Annotated in this window: 16 protein-coding genes; 4 read left to right on the top strand and 12 right to left on the bottom strand. The window is 60.4% G+C overall.

Going from position 1 to position 15,662, the window contains the following annotated elements:
• Positions 1 to 5: 5 nt before the first annotated feature.
• The 5 genes from HU715_RS11910 to HU715_RS11930 form a co-directional block, all read right to left on the bottom strand.
• On the bottom strand, positions 6 to 1,370 hold the full coding sequence (locus HU715_RS11910; protein WP_186706212.1) for a DUF1329 domain-containing protein: 1,365 nt from the start codon (positions 1,368 to 1,370) through the stop codon (positions 6 to 8).
• A 12-nt stretch (positions 1,371 to 1,382) separates the two neighbouring features.
• Positions 1,383 to 3,062 (bottom strand): DUF1302 domain-containing protein, encoded by a 1,680-nt coding sequence (locus tag HU715_RS11915; protein WP_186706211.1) that lies wholly within the window; start codon positions 3,060 to 3,062, stop codon positions 1,383 to 1,385.
• A gap of 128 nt (positions 3,063 to 3,190) precedes the next feature.
• Positions 3,191 to 4,315 carry an FAD-dependent oxidoreductase gene (locus HU715_RS11920; protein ID WP_186706210.1) on the bottom strand — a complete coding sequence of 375 codons (1,125 nt, stop codon included), beginning with the start codon at positions 4,313 to 4,315 and terminating at the stop codon, positions 3,191 to 3,193.
• Between the two features lie 178 nt (positions 4,316 to 4,493).
• The gene (locus tag HU715_RS11925) at positions 4,494 to 4,856 is read right to left on the bottom strand and encodes a Rieske (2Fe-2S) protein (RefSeq protein WP_186706209.1); all 363 of its coding nucleotides are present in this window, start codon (positions 4,854 to 4,856) and stop codon (positions 4,494 to 4,496) included.
• A 15-nt stretch (positions 4,857 to 4,871) separates the two neighbouring features.
• Positions 4,872 to 5,810, bottom strand: a complete 939-nt coding sequence (locus HU715_RS11930) for a VOC family protein (RefSeq protein WP_186706208.1) — start codon at positions 5,808 to 5,810, stop codon at positions 4,872 to 4,874.
• Between the two features lie 326 nt (positions 5,811 to 6,136).
• On the opposite strand from HU715_RS11930, the gene HU715_RS11935 reads away from it, so the two are divergent.
• From HU715_RS11935 to HU715_RS11950, 4 genes are all read left to right on the top strand, one after another.
• The gene (locus tag HU715_RS11935) at positions 6,137 to 7,048 is read left to right on the top strand and encodes a LysR family transcriptional regulator (protein ID WP_186706207.1); all 912 of its coding nucleotides are present in this window, start codon (positions 6,137 to 6,139) and stop codon (positions 7,046 to 7,048) included.
• Positions 7,049 to 7,270: 222 nt separating this feature from the next.
• Positions 7,271 to 8,428 (top strand): alpha/beta hydrolase family protein, encoded by a 1,158-nt coding sequence (locus HU715_RS11940; RefSeq protein ID WP_186706206.1) that lies wholly within the window; start codon positions 7,271 to 7,273, stop codon positions 8,426 to 8,428.
• 350 nt (positions 8,429 to 8,778) lie between these two features.
• Positions 8,779 to 9,141 (top strand): hypothetical protein, encoded by a 363-nt coding sequence (locus HU715_RS11945; RefSeq protein ID WP_186706205.1) that lies wholly within the window; start codon positions 8,779 to 8,781, stop codon positions 9,139 to 9,141.
• Positions 9,142 to 9,190: 49 nt separating this feature from the next.
• Entirely contained in the window at positions 9,191 to 9,418 is a 228-nt protein-coding gene (locus HU715_RS11950; RefSeq protein WP_238349444.1) for an IclR family transcriptional regulator domain-containing protein, read from the top strand.
• 47 nt (positions 9,419 to 9,465) lie between these two features.
• On the opposite strand, the gene HU715_RS11955 is transcribed toward HU715_RS11950, so the two are convergent.
• Genes HU715_RS11955 through HU715_RS11985 form a run of 7 tightly spaced genes read right to left on the bottom strand, consistent with a single transcriptional unit; the run spans position 9,466 to position 15,077 of the window.
• Positions 9,466 to 10,074, bottom strand: a complete 609-nt coding sequence (locus HU715_RS11955) for an acyl-homoserine-lactone synthase (RefSeq protein ID WP_186706204.1) — start codon at positions 10,072 to 10,074, stop codon at positions 9,466 to 9,468.
• Positions 10,062 to 10,970 (bottom strand): alpha/beta fold hydrolase, encoded by a 909-nt coding sequence (locus HU715_RS11960; protein ID WP_186706203.1) that lies wholly within the window; start codon positions 10,968 to 10,970, stop codon positions 10,062 to 10,064. The genes HU715_RS11955 and HU715_RS11960 overlap by 13 nt, the downstream gene beginning before the upstream one ends.
• Positions 10,957 to 11,865 carry a DMT family transporter gene (locus HU715_RS11965; RefSeq protein ID WP_186706202.1) on the bottom strand — a complete coding sequence of 303 codons (909 nt, stop codon included), beginning with the start codon at positions 11,863 to 11,865 and terminating at the stop codon, positions 10,957 to 10,959. The genes HU715_RS11960 and HU715_RS11965 overlap by 14 nt, the downstream gene beginning before the upstream one ends.
• A 5-nt stretch (positions 11,866 to 11,870) precedes the next feature.
• Positions 11,871 to 12,482, bottom strand: coding sequence for a flavodoxin family protein (locus tag HU715_RS11970; RefSeq protein ID WP_135845913.1), 612 nt, complete (start codon positions 12,480 to 12,482; stop codon positions 11,871 to 11,873).
• A 3-nt stretch (positions 12,483 to 12,485) separates the two neighbouring features.
• Complete coding sequence (locus HU715_RS11975; RefSeq protein ID WP_186706201.1) at positions 12,486 to 13,169, bottom strand: iron-containing redox enzyme family protein; 684 nt, start codon at positions 13,167 to 13,169, stop codon at positions 12,486 to 12,488.
• Position 13,170: 1 nt separating this feature from the next.
• Complete coding sequence (locus tag HU715_RS11980; RefSeq protein ID WP_186706200.1) at positions 13,171 to 13,716, bottom strand: GNAT family N-acetyltransferase; 546 nt, start codon at positions 13,714 to 13,716, stop codon at positions 13,171 to 13,173.
• A gap of 8 nt (positions 13,717 to 13,724) precedes the next feature.
• Positions 13,725 to 15,077 (bottom strand): phenylacetate--CoA ligase family protein, encoded by a 1,353-nt coding sequence (locus tag HU715_RS11985; protein ID WP_186706199.1) that lies wholly within the window; start codon positions 15,075 to 15,077, stop codon positions 13,725 to 13,727.
• Between the last annotated feature and the right edge of the window lie 585 nt (positions 15,078 to 15,662).

A 15,662-nucleotide genomic window follows, 5' to 3' on the forward strand; every position in this document is an offset into this window, starting at 1 on the left:
CAGACTCAACGCACGCCGCGCCCCGCCATCGCCGCTGGCGAGAACTCCGAAGCCTTGTAGCGATCAACCGCGCGATACTGGTCCGGCAACCCGGCATAGAGGTTCTGGATAAACCACGCACCGGAGGTCAGGTCGTAGAAACCGGAAGACAGTTGCACCAGGCCTGGCAGGTCGGGCAGCACGGAAGGCAGCGACCAGAGGGTCTTGGCCAGTTGGCCGCTGGCATCCCAACGGTCGCCGAGCAGGGCTTGCCAGGTGTCCTCGTCGAGGTAGTAACGGCCCTTGGGCAACTGGTGGCGCTTGCCGGCGGCCACCGTGGACTCGACCACCCAGACGCGGTGCAACTCCCAGCGCACGTAATCGGGGTTCAGATGGTGCTTGCCCAGCAGGTCCTGCGGTTGGGCAGCGTTCTGCACCTTGTTGGTGTTGTAGGGGACGTAGATCTCCTGCTTGCCTACCAATTTCCAGTCGAACCGGTCCGTACGCCCGCCCCACACGCTCAACTCATCGAAGGACATGACCCCGGCGGTAGACGGCGTCGGCGTGTCGCAGCAAGCGTTGGGCAACGTGCGCACCCGGCGCTGGCCGCTCAGGTAGACATGGGCCTGGGATTTGTCGCCGTTGATATTTTCACGCCCGAGGATCTGCTCGCCGGCACGAATCGCCGGGCCGAGATTGACAAAGTGCACCTGCCAGTAGTCGCCCGAGTAGTTTTCAGGGCCGCCCTCCTGGAAGTAGTAGGGCATTTCCTGGGTCAACAGGCCGTCGCTGGTCATCACCTGGTTGCCGTCGGCCGTCATCAGATAGTGGCGGAAATGCCCCGCCACCGAGGTGCCGCGCCAGTTCAGCACGTGGTTCCAGATGGCTTCGGTGCCGTTCCGTGGAATCGGAAACGGGATCCCGCCATAGGCACCGTCGGGAATCAGGCCGGCGCTGCTGTTGATCAGTTTGGCGCGGGTGGCATTCTTGAATGTGTTGTCATAGACCCATTGCGGCGCGGCCGCCGTGCGCCGGGTCGGGTAGACATCGATGCGATAGGTCTCCGGAAAGCGCTTGAACAGCTCCTTGGTGCCGTCGCTGAGCTTGTCGGCGTACTTGGCCAGATTCTGGGCAGTGATGCTGTACAAGGGTTTGTCCGCGGCAAACGGATCGCCACGTTTGCCGCCCGGAACATAGGCCGGATCGACCTTGGTGTAGCCGCCATCCCAGGCCGGAATACTGCCATCGGCATTACCAGCCTTCTCGGCACCGAAGGGCGTCAGGGTCTTGCCCAGCTCGGCCGCTTGTTCGGCGCTGGCGGCCAGGGCCATCGGCGCGGCGGCGGCCAGCAGGGTTAAGCACAAGGCCTTTAGAGTGAACTGAATGGTCATGCGCAAATCCTCTTAGAACGTGGTCTTGACGGAGAAAGCCAGGTAGTCCCGGTCCTTCAACGACTGCTTGTAATTGAACTGGTTGGCGGCGTTGAGGCTGGTGTCCTCGGGACCGTAGAAGTGGGTGTAGGTCAGCCCCACGGTCACTTGGTCCAGGTAGGTGGCGGAGACGCCGATGTTCATGTCCCCTCCTCTGTCGGGGCCGAACCCGCCGATCACCGCCGACTTGCCCATGGGGAAGTAGCTGATGCCCACCGGCACGCTGATATCGACGCCAGGGAAAAACTGGCGATAGGTGGGCGTGTACACCAGCTTCAAGCCCAGGCCGTCATCGGTGGCGTTAGGGTCCAGGGCGGCGCGATTCCTGGTCACGGCCAGCAGGCGGTTCCAGGCGATCTCACCTACCAGGCTGGCTTCATTGGCGACGAAAGAAGGACCCAGCGAAGCCAGGACGTTGAGGTTGACGTGGGCCGTGCGGCCAACCGCGTAGAGGGCGTCATCGTTGTTGTCCGCGTCGACGCCCGGCAGGACGGTCTGGGCGTTGGACACCAGCGGCATGTTCCAGCGCATCGATGCCTCGCCGGCAAAGCTGTACTCGTCCACGGAGGTCGCGAAACTGGCGCCCAGGACACGGATGTCTTCCGGGTAGACCCAGGAGTATTCACCGACTTGCCCGGTACTGAAGTTCGGCCCGGTGGCATTCGGTTTCAAATACAACGAGGGCGTCTTCTCGTGATACTGCAGCGCATACAGGCCGTAATCCGTCGTCCCGGTGTTGTACTTGAGCTGCAGGCCGCCTTGGCCGGAACTCCTGGCTTTCTTGTCCTTGCCATGGAAAAACGCGGCCGGGCTGTTGGCATTACCGCCCAGGAAATCCGGGAACGGCCCGCCGGTGATCAGCCTTTCATTGCCGTCGCCGATGGTATCGCTGGTGGAGAAATAGCTACCGGCGCCCGGCAAGCGGGTAGCTTCCCACTCCAGTTGGTAGAAGGCGCCTAATGACACGTCGTCGGTCAGTTGGTAGGCGGTCGAGAGCTGGTTGACCGGCCGGGTGATTTCCTTGAACTGCGTGTTGGGCACCGACTGCGCCTTGACCACGTCCACCGGTGCCATGGCCCCGGCAATGCCGTTGCCGCCGAAGAACAGGCTCTCGCCCCAGATCAGGCCGTGACGCCCGGCGCGAACCGACAAGGTACGGTCGGCCAGCTCACCGTTCCAGTAGACGAAGGCATCCAGCAGTTCACCGTCACCTCCATGCAGTTGACGGGTGTCGCTGGTGAACTCGTCGAAGCCCACCGAACGCTGGTTGGCACTGGCCGCGTCGTTGTTGTCGTTGCGGTCCTGGTAGACAGTGTCGTACCAGGCGGCACCGCTCAGACGCGCACCGAAGTTGTGAAAGCCGATGTCCAGCTCGGAAAGAATATCCAGCCGATTGGAGATCAACCCCTTGCCGAAGTTGTGATCGCCGTCATTCTGGTTCAGCGCCGTCTGCCCCTCGCTGAGCTTGCTGCTGGGGTCCTTCAGGCGCCAGGCCGCGCTGTACTTCAGCGTGTTGTCCCAGCGCAAGCTGAGATCGGGATTGCCGGTGTCGATCTGGAAGGCCTGGGCAGCCGACGCACCAAGCCCCAGGCTGGCCGCAAGGGTCAGGGTGAAAGGGACGCGCCGCGACGCAGCGATCTTGCGAGTAGCCATCGAAGTAACCCTCTTTATTGTTGTTGTATGTCAGTTCTTCTGGTGAAACGGCGCCCGCAGTCGAGCCGGGCCAAGCCTGCACAGGCATGAAACATCCAGGGGAAAGCGAATTCGGTTTTGCCGGTGCCTCAGATAGGCGCTGCCGTGACCTCGAGCATCTGCCTGACCAGGCCGATCCGGTCGAAGCTGCTGTCGTGGGCCATTTCCTTGACACCGGCCAACACCGAGCTGTCGCTGATGAATTTGCAGCGCTCATAACGGCGCGCCATAAAGCGTTGGAGCTGCTGTTCAAGGCCGCCGCCGGCGACCAACTCTTCGCCAAGCACGACGGCATCTTCGATGGCCATACCGGCGCCCTGGCCCAAGTGCGGCGTCGTAGCGTGCACCGCGTCGCCAATCAGCACGACCCGGCCGCGATACCAGGGCTCGCTGACGAACACCACCTCCAACGGCTTATAGACGACTCGGTCACTGTCGATAATTTGCTCGCGCAGCTCGCCGATCAGCCCGGTGAAACCGCTCAGGCGCTGGCGCATTTGGGACGCCAGCGTGGCAGGCTCTAGCCTTGGGTTGGCGGGCTCGTGGGAGGTCATGAACAGGTACATCTGATCCTGCCCCAGCGGCACCAGTCCGGCATTGCCGGCGGGCCCCTGGAAGGTAGCCAGATGATCGATCCCGGCGGCGCGTGGAAAGGTGTAGCGCCACACCGCTTGGCCGGTGAAGCGCGGCAGGTACTGCTCGCCGAACAGCAGACCGCGCAGGTGGGAATACAGGCCATCGGCGCCGACGACCAGGTCGTAGCGACCGCGACTGGCATCGGTGAACAGCACATCAACGCCCTCGCCTACCTGCTCCAGCGACTCGACACTCAAGCCCAGACGGACCGAGACGCCAAGGGCAGCAACGGTTTCGCTGAGGACTTGATGCAGGGCCAGGCGCGAGATGCCGACGTTGGCTGGGTAGTCGGGGCCGGCCAGGCGCTGACCAGGGATCCGCGCCAGCTGTTCACCGGCGGTGGTATTGATAGTCACATCCTCGAACGCGTAGGCAGCATCCAGATAGCCGTCCAACACACCCAACTTGGCCATCTCGCGCACGACGTTGCTCTGCTGGATGATGCCAACGCCGTAGACTGTCCACTGCGTCTTGAACTCGACAAGATCGACGACAATGCCTTTGCGACGCAAAGCGATTGCCGCACATAGACCAGCGATACCACCACCGACGATAAGCACCTTTTTCACTGCGTTCATGCTCGTCTCACTCTTATTCTTGTTATGCACGCGAGCGTTCTGCCGGGGCGATCCCAGGCTTCAGAACTCGCTGTGTTTGCACGCATTCGGTACCGCTTTGTGTCCACTTTCTCGGCAAAGCAGGCGTTTGACTAATCGCATGTAGGGATACGATGTATCAGCTACCGCGATACCTTAATTAGGGTCCACACGCCTCCAACTGACCCGCTTCGAGCACCAGCCAATCGGCCTCGGCTCGCCATCCCAGCGCACTCAGGCTTTCCCCCAGGCACGGCCCGTAGACGCACAGCCCCGTGCTTGGAAGGAACCGGGCACCATGGGCGTAACAGACGATCTGGCTGCCATCGACACTGAGGAAACGATCCTTGCGGTACTCCAGCCGCACCTCCAGGTGCGGACAACTGTTGCGATAGACACGCACCTCGCCGTCATGGCGCAGGGCAAACACACTGTCCTTGCCCGTACCCAGGGGATCGAACCCGCGGGCCTGCCCTTCGATCAATTCATCCAGTCGACAGAGAACAATTGCGTCGTGGCTCATGGACGAAATCCGCATTCAGGCCTGCTTGGGCGGCGGGCCGCTCGGAAACCATTTTTCCCGGGAGGTGAACAGGAACAACTGCGAGTTGTCCGCCGACAACGGCGCTTGGCGCGCTTGCCAGGCGTCATCGTGCTTGTCCATGTCGGCGTCGTATTCAATGTGGCAACCCAACGGGCTGTTGAAGTACCAGAACCAGTTGGAACCGAAGAGGTGGCGGCCCGGCCCCCAGAAGCTGGTCCAGCCTTGCTGTTCGAAGCGACGTCCGGCCAGCAGTACTTCCGTGCCGCTGCCCATGTGAAAGGTGAAGTGCTCGCAACCCTTCATGTGTGGCGGCGTCTGGATCATGAACAGGCAATGATGGTCATCGGAACCGGCCGGCCGCATGAACGGGCCCGCACCGACAAAGGTGTCAGTGGTCACGAAGCCCAGGCGCTTGTAGAAAGCTTCGGCCTTGGCTGCATCCGGAACGAAATACACCACGTGGGACAGTGTCCGCGGCAAGGCCTGCATGTCGGGACTGATGCCAGGCTGATTGACCGGGCGTTGAGGCGCATGGCCCGGCGCATTGGTCAGGTCGGCGGGCGCGCTGTACGCACGCCGCACGCTGATCTGGAAACCAATGGCAAAGCCCATATCGTCCACGCTGTGCACGGAGCCATCGGCACCGCGGGTCACCGGGCGGTTGCGCCCCAACTCATCGGCGATGGCCTCGAGGTCAGCCACGCTGGCCACGCCATAGACGGTTTCACGAATCGAGGGCGCAGGCCCGATGGCCGCCGGCAGACTGGCATCGTCTGCCCGTCGGATAATCACCGCGGTGCCGTCGAGGGCTTCAAAACGACCGCCCTCACTGTCGACATCGACAGGGAGCAGGCCGTAGTCACGCAGGCAATGGGTACAGGCTTGAATATCGTCGACGCCAAAAATCAAGGCATCAAGGCCAATGATGTTCATTGAGTTACCGCTCCATTGTAATTATTCAGCGCAGGCCAGCACCCCACTTACGGGAACCGTGCCAGGCGAAGCGCTGCCGAGGCTGGACTTGGAGTCGATCAAGCGTCACGGCCAACCGACTGTGGGCCGATACTGAAGGGGCAAAAACTCGCTGACTAATCGCTTGTCGGGATGCGACCTATCGGCAAATGCGATACCTGGCTGCGCAGCGCAAGTTGCATGGAAAATCGAACAGGCATCGTTCGATTCCCCCATTCACGGGACTTGACGCCGCGATAGGAAGGCCGGAAGGTATTTACAAAATAAATACAAGAATCGAGACCGCCATGCGCTTTAACCACCTGGATCTCAATCTCCTGGTGGCGCTGGATGTGTTACTGGAAGAGCAGAACATCACCCGCGCCGCCGAACGCCTGCACATGACTCAATCCGCCACCAGCGGCGTACTTGGCAGGCTGCGCCTTTACTTCGAAGATGAACTGCTGGCACAGGTCGGGCGCAAGATGCAGCCCACGCCCTATGCCCGTGAACTGGCGGCGCCGGTGCGCCAGGTGCTACTGACGATCCAGTCCTCGATCACCGCCAAACCGGTGTTCGACCCCGCCACCAGCAAGCGTCATTTTCGCCTGATCACGTCGGACTATCTGATCAGCGTCCTGTTTGCCCGGGTGATCCAGAAGATCTCCCTGGAAGCCCCGCACATCACCTTCGAACTGCTCGGCCCCGGCGATACGTCCACCGAGATGCTGATGCGCGGCGAGGCCGACATGATGATCGTGCCCGAGCACTACCTCATCGAAGGCCACCCCTCCCAGCTCCTGTTTGAAGAGGAGCATGTTTGCGTCGTATGGGACGGCAACACGTTGGTAGGCGACAGCATCACCCTCGATCAGTACATCGAGATGGGCCACGTCTCGGTGATTTTTGGCCGCAACCGGCAACTGAGCGTCGAGGAATGGCTGATGAGCCAGTATGGTTTCACCCGTCGCATGGAAGTGGTGACCCACGATTTCAACACGCTGCCGCAGTTGATCGTCGGCACCCAACGCATCGCCACCATGCTCCAGCGCATGGCCAGGCTCTACGCCAACTACCTGCCGCTGCGCATCGTGCAACCACCGGTGAAAATCCCGGTGATGCGTGAGTTCATGCTCTGGCATCGGACCATGGAGGGGGATCCGATGCACCGTTGGCTGCGGGCGAAAATCAGTCAGATCATCAACGAGTTGGAGCAATAATCGCTTCCGCTGCCCTGAGGCGGATCAGGTCTTGTTGTGCGCGCTCAAGCCTCCTGCCGATGGGGCACACGAAGCTCCATCGCCATTCGCAATACCTCCCATCCCGACTCGCGATTGGCCAAACAATCAGCCGCCCCTTAGCCTGCTTCGAACCGTCAGGTCTGGCGCTCCCCGCTGCGGATTTGACCGCCTGCCTTTGCTTGCACAAGGACAATAACCCTCATGTTTCGCTACTTCCCGACCAACTACGTGTGGAATCTTTCCGTCGACCTGGCCATTGAAATGGGCGCCCGCATCGGCGAAATCGAAGAAATGTGCGCGCCGCTGCAAGAAGCCGCCAAGCAACCGGACGCCGCTGGCAGCAAGGCCTTCCGTGAAACCTGGGCGAACATGGCCGACAAGCTGTGCGGCCTGGCGGAAGAAGACGAAGGCAAGGGTCGGCTGTTGTCCGCCGGTGAAAAATACAACCGCGCCGCGACCTATTACCTGAGCTGCGAACGCCTGCAGGCCCACGGTGCACCTGGCCGCACGGAGCTGTACCAGCGCTTTCTGCACACGTTCCAACGCGGTATCGAACTGGCACGGGAAAATTGCGAGCGCGTCGAAATCCCTTACGAAGGCAAACACCTTTCCGGTCTGCTGGTGCGTGCCGAAGGCGTCAGCGGCCCAGCGCCGATCCTGGTGCAGGTCAATGGACTGGATTCCACCAAAGAAATGAAATACCGCGTCGGCCTGCCCGCCTGGCTGGCCAAACGTGGCGTTTCTTCTTTAATCATCGACCAACCCGGCACCGGCGAAGCACTTCGCCTGCACAACCTGACCGCGCGCTTCGACAGCGAACATTGGGCCAGCCGCGTGGTGGATTGGCTGGAAACCCGCGACGATGTCGACGCCAAACACATTGGCCTGGAAGGCGTGTCGCTTGGCGGCTACTACTGTCCGCGCGCGGTAGCCTTCGAGCCGCGCTTCGCGTGCGGTGTCGTGTGGGGTGCCAACCATGACTGGCGCGATGTGCAGAAGCGTCGAATGGAAAAGGAAGGCAGCTTTCCGGTACCGCACTATTGGTCGCATGTGTCATGGGTCTGGGGCGCCAAGGACACGGAGGCGTTCATGGCCATCGCCGAGAATGTTCATCTGGACGGCATCCTGGACCGCATCAAAGTCCCCTTCCTGGTCACCCATGGCGAAAAGGATTCACAGATTCCCTTGAAGTGGGCCCACCGCACTTACGAACAGTTGGTCAACAGCCCAAAACGCGAACTGAAAATCTTCACCGAACGTGAGGGCGGCGTGCAGCATTCGAGCTTCGATAACAGTATCAATGCCGGTCAATACATTGCCGACTGGGTGGCTGAGGTACTTGGCGGGCGTACTGCATGATGACGAAGTTGATGTTCCGGCACGCTGCGAGGGTTTGAGCTTTGCGGTGCAACAGCATGATCGAGCGATGGGCGTCAATGCGCGCGCCCATTTTATTAACAGGGCCCAACCGTGACTGGGTAGCGACTCATACCCCACCGGGACCCGCTGGCGGTCAAACCGTCCACTGTTCTATTCGAATGATCCACTGAAAAAATGCTCAAGTGTCTAGCGCAGCGCATCTAAACTCCGTGGCATTTCTCAGGCACTAAAAAAGCCACTCATCTGAGTGGCTTTTTTCTGAATCTTGGAGCGGGAAACGAGACTCGTATCTGGCGTCCGACTCATTGAAATATAAGGGGTTTCTTTTCTTGCGAAAGCAAGAAAAGACTCAATTCTGGACTTGTTCTTTGGGTCTATCAAGAGCAAAAAAAGAAATTCCAAAGCAAGCTATCGCGTTCTGGCGCACCGGATTTCGTCCAGCAGTCCATCATCTAAGCTCACTGAAGGCTCTTAATACGGAGAGTCGAATCGACGTCGCAGGTACTCACTCGATGACCGAGCGAAAGCTATGGCTGGTCGGTTATGGTGACTGGGCAGGTTCAGCCTCGGCCACCTTGATCGATGTTACCGGGACGGCAATAAGTACTGCTCTGGAAATCGAGGCGTTTCTGTCCGGTCACCGACTCGCAGATTTCCGGTACGTTCCGGCAAAGTCTGAAGCACTTTGTTGATGCGCGCACGGCCAACACCCTGACCAGCGTCGAAGCGTATCTGGAAGAACTGCAAACCGTTCGCCGACAAGGCTATGCAGAAGACCATGAAGAGTTCGAAGACAACATGCGCTGCCTGGCGGCGCCGATTCGAGACCGCTTTGGGCACGTGATCGGCGGCATGAGCGTTTCATTCCACTGTTTTGGCTTCAGGGAAGAATTGAAGCAGGACTACGTCAAGCACCTGATGGAGGCCACGCAGCAGATTTCAGCTCAGTTGGGCTGGCACCTGCGTTGAGTCGTTCCCAAGTCCCGCCGCAGAGCGCATGAACACCGGATCGCGACCTAGGCTCGGGCGGACACTTCGCTCTTTCTCGGCGCTGCCGCTATATGGTTACTGTAGCCCGCCACATTGATCCAGAAAGGCACCACTGGTAAGTCATCGACCATCTGCGGCCCCGCAATCCTGTGAGTGCTGACCCCCATGCGCTTGAGCAGGCGCTCGTTTCCCGGCGCGCTGAATGCAATCAACCGACGAGCGCCAAGGGTCTGCGCGATGTCAATGACCTTGCTCATCAGCCATGTTGTGTCGTGCCAGGCCCGAATGACCTTTGCGCGTCGCGACAAAAGACGCCGACTGGCGAACCGGGATAGCTCCCAGACGGTACTTGAGGACGGCAACGGAGTGTCGCCCATCAACTGGGGGAACACCTCCCCCAACAAAAAGGGACGATCGGTAGGAATCAAGCGCGCACATCCGACGATTTCCTGCTTGCTGTCGCGGGCCAGGACATACACCGTATCCGGTCGATCGAAGGCATCCACCTCTAAGCCCTCGGCGCAGGGCAACGCCCAGCCGAGGCCCTTGACGAACACTTCATACCGGTAGCGAGCCAGTGCCTTGAACAGGGCCGGGGACATATCACTGCGGGTGCTGGCAATCACTTCGAGCATGATCCAGCCTCCCCGGCACAGAACGTTGATATGAACCCTGTGATGGCCGCGGCGACCTCGCCCCCCCGTTCAAGATAGGGCACATGCCCGGAATCCTCGATGACCTGGCCACGGGCGTCGGGCAGTTGCTGGAGCAGGTTCTCCAGGGCAGCAGGCAGGAACACCTGGTCATGCCGCCCCCAGATCACCAGCGTCCTCGAAGCGATCTGCGGAAGCCGTTCGAGAAGCACGTCCAGGCCTTCGCGGCGAAAATCCTCGATCACCCGCTGCACAGCAGCAAACCTCGACCTGCCGCTTGCGGCCATGGCCTGCGCCAGGCGTCCTCGCACCTGGGGTGGCTCCTTGAACACCAGGCTCCAGAAGCGCTTCATCTCCTCGACCGTACGATAGCCGAAGACTGTGCCTTGCCCTTGCAGGCTGGCTTGCAATGCTGGCCCTAGTACCGCCGGGCCAAGACCTGCAGGTGCCAGCAAGACCAGGTGACTGACACGCTGGGGGTATTTCGCGGCATACAGTCCGGCCACGCAACCGCCCAAAGAACTGCCGACCAGAACGAAGGGGCCCTCGACTACCGTTTCCAACAAGCCCTCCAGCTCTGCCAGCAATGCCAGCGGTCCGAAGCCTGCACGCGACTCGTACAAGGATTGGCCATGCCCCGGTAAATCGACGAAAACACAACGGTGATGGCGCGCCATGCCCAGGATCGCAGGTCCCCACTGGTCCTTGCTGGCGCCCAAGCCATGAAGGATGACCAGTGTCGGCCCCTTCTGACGTGCAGTACTTTCCAGATAGGCCAATCGCCCTTGCGCACTGGCGTGCCAGCGCAGCTTCAAACCGAACTGCCATCGGTGGACCAGGCGCAAGGTGCCGAGCAACAGTCGATCAACGCTGTTCATCCGCCACTCCTTGCCCTTTGCTGCCGCCAGCCTTGAGAAAAAATTTCCCGGGCAGGCGCAGTTGGCATAGCGCCACACCTGACAGCGTCAACGCGGCGCCGATCACTAGGCGCTGGCTGATGCCCTCGGCGAGCATGATCTTGCTGACGGCGATCGCGAACAGCGGCACCAGGAGCAGATACGGGCTCAGTTGCTGCATCGAATTGCGTCCGAGCAACCAGAACCAAAGGCCGAATCCCAGAAGACCGCCACTGAGCGCTGTATAGATGACCGCCCACCACGCCTGAGCGCTGGCCGTGTGGACGCTTGCCCATTGCCCGCCCTCCTGGATGAAGGACCACAACAACAGTTGTGGCGCGGCGATGACAGCCGTCCAGGCACTCAAGGCCAGCGGATCCAGCAGCCCGAGACGCTTGGCCAACACCGATCCGACCGCGAATGCCAAGGCCGCCAGCGCCACCAGCAGCATGCCGACAAAAGTCCCGCTCGCCGGCGGTTTGGCCAGCAGCACCAGAATACCGGCGAACGCCAGCAGGATGCCCACCAGCGCGCGCACTTTCAGGACTTCACCCAATAACGCGAACGCCAGAACGAGGGTGAAAGGTGCCACCAGCTGATAGATGATTGCCGAGGTAGAAGCGTCTACCCGGGCGATACCGCAATACAGCAAACCAAAATGCAAGGTGCCGGTAATCGTAGCGATCAAGACCATGGGCCCGAACTGCTCGCGTTTGACACGCTTGAGCAATGGCATGAGGAACAGCGCCATGATCGCGTAGCGCATGGCGACCATGAGGATAGGCGGCAGCTCGGCGCCGCCAATCTTCACGGCGGTGACCTGCGCGCCCCAGAGAAACGCGACCAGCAGCGCCAGCAATGAATCTTTCAATGGCATGATAGTTATCCCTTCTGAAATTGAATGGGCCGCAGGATTCTTTCCGGCTTGCCCGTGGCAACCCCTGTGGGATTAAGTCGACGGTAGTGCTCACAGAGCCGGTCCAGCGTCTCGCACAAGGCCTGTTCCGCTTCAGGATCGTGGGCCAGCTGTGTCTGGAAGCACGGCGGGAACCCCGAGCCGACCAAAATCATTTTGTTGAGCAGTACGTTCAGCGCGACCTGGGAGAAAACGGCCGTGTGCCCGTAGCGCCGGCCGACGACCGCAATCGCCGCGAGCTTGTCGCGCAGCGGGCGTTGGCGTGGACGCATGAAGCCGTAGCCGACCCGCTCCAGAAACGCCTGGAAGCGACTGTTGGTGCCGTAGGCGTGCATGACGGGGAGATAGAGCACCGCATCGGCGCGATCCAGCCGCGCCACCAACTGCCCGACGTCGTCCTGCACCGCGCAGTCCTGGTCTGAACAGGCGTTATCGGCGTCGCAGTAATCGATCCGGTAGTCCTTGAGCCAGATGTCATCGATCTCGATCTCCTCGCCCAAGTGGCGGCGCACCAGCGCCACCACCCGTGCACTGACACCACAAGGTCGGCTGGAACCGACTATGATGGTCAGATTCATGATTCAGGACGCCTCTCGCAGCCCTTCTTCGCCAGCCAGATAGGCTCGCAGCGCTTCCTCCATCAACTGTCCGGTTAGCCACAACGTGACGCGTGCGACTTCCTTGATCTGGCGACGATCGTCTTCGGTCTTCACCGCACGCTGCATGGCCACGCGCACTTCTTCGGCGTGCTTCTCATCTATGGTCGAGTGGGCGACGAAGAACGTCATTTGCTCGTCCTTCAAGCCCAGGTCTGCGCGGAACCTTTCCAGGATCGGCTGGATGTGCTCGTAGACGTCCTCGGCCCAATAGCTGTAGCCCAGTCGTGCGATCGGTCCCTTGCGGATAGCCACATCGTTGAGGAAGGCGATCAGCGCCTGGGTCGGCGCCAGGGGGGCTGGCATTTCCTGTGGCAGCAGCCCGACCGACTCGAGATCGCGCAGTACCATGCGCTCGTGGCCCAGCTCTTCCAGGGCGTGCTTATAGACGAAGCGCAGCAGTGTCGTCTCTTCCGGATCGGCACTGAAGGCGCAGGCGGCCTGGTTGACCGAGTTGTAGCGGGTGTAGTGGTACACCTGCAGCATGAGCTGTTGGTAGAGGGCTGGCGGCGTGTGATTGTCCAGGCTGAACTTCCAGTAGGCGCCCTGCTTGATCTGGGCCCAGCCCGCTTCGACGATAGCGTCGAGTTCCTTGAAGAATGCTTGCATTTCAATAGGCTCCTTTAACATTGTGGTAAACACTTTCGAGTTCCAGGTACACGAGGCTGTAGCGCCGCTCGACCTGTTCCCCGGTCCAGGTAACGTCATCCACCAGCACGCGCCCTCCCAAGCCGACATACAACGCCGCCAGTTGGCCGCGGCACAGGGCCGAGATGAATCGCAGGTGGGTGTTGGCTTTCAGCCAGATGGCCGCCTGCAGGAGAAACATGCGCAGGTGCCGCCCGCCGCGGTATCGCTCGTCCAGCACCAAGCGATTGGCATCGAAGGCGTCCGTCGATTGTTCGAAATAGGCGTGCACATTGACTGCCCGCTCGACGAAACTCAGGCCATGGCCCAGCGGGGTGACGCGCAACGTCCCGACCACTTCGTCCTTGTCCAGGTAGACCAGGTGATAGGACAAGGCGTCGCGCACCTGCTCCCTTCGCTCGAAGTCATCCTCCCGTGCCGGGTTGGTCCCCAGATAGCGACTCCTGAGGTGCCTGACGGACTCGAACAGCTCATTTGCGTTGTCGATCACGCGAACAGACAGGCTCATCGGTGACCTCACTGGCCTTGACGCTGATCGACGATGCGCGCTTCTTTCCAGCTGAACCAACTTCCAAGGTTCACATGTTCAGCAAGATCGCCCACCACCATGACCGTGGCATCGACCCCCAGCCGTTCGCGCAGGCGCTCCTTGATCAGCAGCACCAGACGCCCACGATCACCCTCGAAGAAGCGCGACATTTCCAGCTTGGCGATGACGGTGTCGCGATCATTGGCGCGACTGAGGATGATCTGGTAACCAAGGCATTGTTCGACGCCTTCAAGCAACGCCTGCTCGATCTGCGCAGCCGAGAAGGCGCGACCGTTCAGTTGCACGGCATCCTTCACCCGACCGACAACCTTGACGGTCTGGCGCATCGATTGCGGATAGCCGGGGCGCGACTGGATCGAGACCAGGTCACCCGTGCGGTAGCGGATCAACGGCTTGCTGCCAGGGATCAGCATGGTCACGCACAACTCACCGTCGCCGGTGCAGCCGAGGCTTTCCCCGGACTTGGGATCGAGCACCTCGATGATGTAGTTGAGGCGATGAGGCACCAACTGGTCATTGGCGTTGCAGGCCGCGATGATCATCGCTTCCTGGGAGCCATACAGGCTGTTGTAGGCCTGCGCGCCCCACAGGCTGTAGAGGTTGTTCTTCAACGCTGGCGTGCACAGCTCGCCGCTCATCATGAACGCGCGCAGGGCGAAGTCCTCGCGTGGGTTCAAGCCCTGCCGCTCGGCTTCCTTGGCCATGGCCAGCAAGAGCCCCGGCGCCGACGCGAGCACGCCGATCCGCAGATCCTTGAGCAGTTGCAGCGCCTTGAGCCAACCGATCACCGGTGAGTGCGGCCAGATCTTGGCATTGCACAGGTCGAGTTGGGTGCAGACATCGCCCAGGGTGTCACCGAAGGAATGGACCTCGGTGGGCCCCATGATGCCGACCACGGTCTTTTCACCCGCAAAGTGCTTTTCGATCACCGCCTGGTAGGCCATGGCCAGTTGGCGATTGCTCGCGTAGCTTTCCTTGCGATCCCGTGGGCATGGCGTAGCAGGCCCGGTGGTGCCCGTCGTCTCGTAATAGAAGATGCTGTCTTCCAGCGGGCCGGACAGAATGTCGAAGCCTGCCTCGCGCAAATCATCCTTGGTCGTGAATGGCAAGGTGACGAGCTCATCCAAGGTCAGCGAACGCTCGTCGACCTGGGCAAGGTGCCTGGCATAGAACGGCGAAGAACGCTTCACGTGGCCGATCACTTCCCGCAACTGTTCCTGATGCCATGCCGCCAACGCGGTGTCGCTGAGGACGTCGGTCCAATAGGCATGATGAATCGGATCGTACCGCTTCTTGAATGTGTCTAAATGCTCTTTCATTTCAGCCGCTCAGGTTTGATGGGTTACTGGAACTCAACGGCCACTACGTTAGTGACAGAAGTTACAAATACCCAGCTGCGTTATCCCGCAGTTGTGCGCGTACGAGTTTCTTGTTAAAAGCACGCGCGATTACATATGCGCAGGAATAGTTTTTGTGCCTGTCGACACTAAGAAATGAATGAGATATCAATATCCGTCCAGCAGTTGACAGCCCCGGGGCACACTGGTAATTTCGCTGCACTGCCGCTCGTTCCCGCAGTGCCTAGCCAAGACTGGGATGTCTAAAATGTACTATCACCTTTCTGCTATCAGTTCTTCCCACAGCTACCCCGACAGCTGTTCCCGGGCCACTCTGGCCATCTTCAAAAGCAATATCTGGCGTCGCTAATAATCTAGCGAAGACCAGCGTCTGTCTGCTGCCTGCCAGCAACGTCCTGCTCTCTCCACAATGAAATTCGAAGGTGCTCGCGCCTTGTGCCCTGCGCATCGATGGCTGCAATCCGTTGCAAGCCTGGTATTGCGCGCGACATGAACAGCGTCCGCCCCGAACATTCAGGATATCCGTCAACACCTATTTAAAGTGCC

This window comes from Pseudomonas zanjanensis (assembly GCF_014268745.2).
GTDB lineage: Bacteria > Pseudomonadota > Gammaproteobacteria > Pseudomonadales > Pseudomonadaceae > Aquipseudomonas > Aquipseudomonas zanjanensis.